This is a genomic window from Frankia sp. AiPs1, assembly GCF_023716945.1.
GTDB lineage: Bacteria > Actinomycetota > Actinomycetes > Frankiales > Frankiaceae > Frankia.
Map to the genome: position 1 here is coordinate 1 of NZ_JAMQQF010000782.1, position 2,117 is coordinate 2,117.

Annotated in this window: 1 protein-coding gene and 1 pseudogene; one reads left to right on the top strand and one right to left on the bottom strand. The window is 76.6% G+C overall.

The window, feature by feature from the left end:
• A pseudogene (locus tag ND748_RS30600) lies at positions 1-741 on the top strand (4-hydroxybenzoate polyprenyltransferase); the annotation flags it as partial.
• Here ND748_RS30600 and ND748_RS30605 read toward each other — a convergent pair.
• On the bottom strand, positions 708-2,117 hold a 1,410-nt coding region (locus tag ND748_RS30605; RefSeq protein ID WP_251749763.1), incomplete at its 5' end, for a tetratricopeptide repeat protein. The pseudogene ND748_RS30600 and the gene ND748_RS30605 sit on opposite strands and share 34 nt — an antisense overlap.

Below are 2,117 nucleotides of genomic sequence, written 5' to 3' on the forward strand. Positions count from 1 at the left end.
CCCCTGGGCGTCGCCGCCACCGGGGGCGAGGTCGGTGTGGGCGCGGGCGCGCTCACCGCCGGGTTCGGCCTCGCGATGATCGTCGCCGGCTGGACGGTCGCCGACCTGCGTGACCTGCCGACCGACCGGGTCTGCGGGCGACGGACGCCGGCGCTGGCCGCCGGCGTGCACCTGCGCCGACCCCGCGGTTTCGTCTTCTCCCGGCGGTATGTCGCGATCGTGCTCACCGCGCAGGTCGGGATCGTCGCCGTCGTGTCCCTGGCGAGCGGGCTCGCCCTCGCCGACGCCGACGGTGCCGCCGCCGGGCTGCTGGCCGTGCCCCGAGGACCGGCCGCGCTCGCCCCGTTGACGCTCGCCCCGTTGACGCCCGGCCCGTTGACGCCCGGCCCGGTGATGGCCGGCCCGCCCGCCGGCCAGATCTCCCTGGCCGGACGAGGGCTCGCCGCGGCCGCGGCCGTCCTCGCCGCGCTGATCGCCACCGCCGGGCTGATCCGGCTGATCCGGTCGGGTGCCCCAGGCCTCGACCCGATCCGGTCACCTCGTCCCCGAGGCGGCGGCTTCGTCCTGGCGAACCTGCTCGCCTGCCAGTTGGCGAGCATCGCCTGGCTGCTGACCGGGCCGACCGGGCTGCCGTTGTGGGCCCTGCTATCCGCCCTCGGTGGCTGGGCCGTCGGCCCGCCGTTGCGGCTGCTGGGCGGGTCGTCGCCTCAGGACGATGGCGAGCGGCCGACGAGCCGGTGAAGCCGCCGCGTGGTCCGGTGCTCCGGGCCGAGCACCCGCAGGCTGCGCCGGTAGGCGTCCGCCACGTCGGCGCCCAGCGCGGCGAGCCGGCCGAGCTCGTGGACGATCTCGCCGCGCAGGCAGACCGCCGCCAGCGTGCGGGGATGGTCGGGGCCCAGGACGCGCCGGCAGACCGCCACCAGCTCGGCGGCCGTCCCCGCGGCCCGGGCGTGCTCGCCGCGACGGTGGTCGAGTCGAGCCAGGTGGTAGCGGGTCACCAGGGTCGCCGGATGCTCGGGCCCGAGCGTGTCGACCCGGTCGGTCCACACGGCGCCCAGCATGCGTTCCGCCGCGGTCCACTGCCGCTGCTCGACGAGCATGTCAGCGACGTTGTTACGGGTGGTGAGGGTGTCGCGGTGACGGTGGCCGAGGACTCGTTCCCGGCTGGTGAGCGTCCGGGTGAGCCAGGCGAGCGCCTCCGGGTGACGGCCCGACTCGCGCAGGGTGCGGCCGAGGTAGTGCTGCGTCGTCAGGGTGTCGGGATGGTCCGCGCCGAGGACCCGGGCCCGGTCGTCGAGGACGGCCCGCAGGCCCTCCTCCGCGTCGCCGGGCCGGCCCTGCGCGGCGCGTACCCGGTACAGGTCATGGGCTGCGGACAGCACGTCGGCGTGATCGTCGCCGAACAGTCGCCGGCCGGTGAGCAGTACGCCCTCGTAGGCCTCGGCGGCCTCGGCGAGGCGTCCCGTCGCGCGCAGGAAGCGGGCGGCGAGAGTCGCGGGTACCAGCAGCTCCGGCGGTAACCGTCCCTCGGTCAGCGCCGGCAGCCCCCACCGGCGCCGAGCACGCAGCATCGTCAGGCCCGCGTCCGCGTGGCCGGCGAGCGTCGTCCAGTGCGGCCAGGTGCCGGGGTCGCGCGGGTCGAGCCGACGGGCGGCGTGGACCAGCAGCGCGGTGATCGTCTCCAGGTAGTCCTCGACCCGACCGGAGACGTGCGCGGCGCGGCCGAAGCTGTCCCGCACCAGGGGATGCAGCCAGATCAGGTGCGCAGCGATCGGGCCGGCCGGGCTGGTCGGAGCGAGTGGGCTGGTCGGGGCGGCCGGGCTGGTGGGGGCGGCCGGGCTGGTCGGGTCGAAAGTGTGCTCGATCAGCCCCTGGCCGGCGAGGGCCCGGACCAACCCCCACAGCTCGGTCGCCGACAGGTCGCCGAACAGGGGCGAGGCGGTGAGCACCTCGGCGTTGAGGAGCACGTCGACGGGAATCGGATCGCCGCCGAGGCAGGCGAGCAGGGTCAGCAGCGGCCGGGCCCGGACCTGCCCGCGCAGGGCGAGCAGGTTCAGCGAGAGCTCCCAGGTCGGCCCGACGAGCGTGCGTTCCCGGCGGCGCGCGGGCGATCCCGC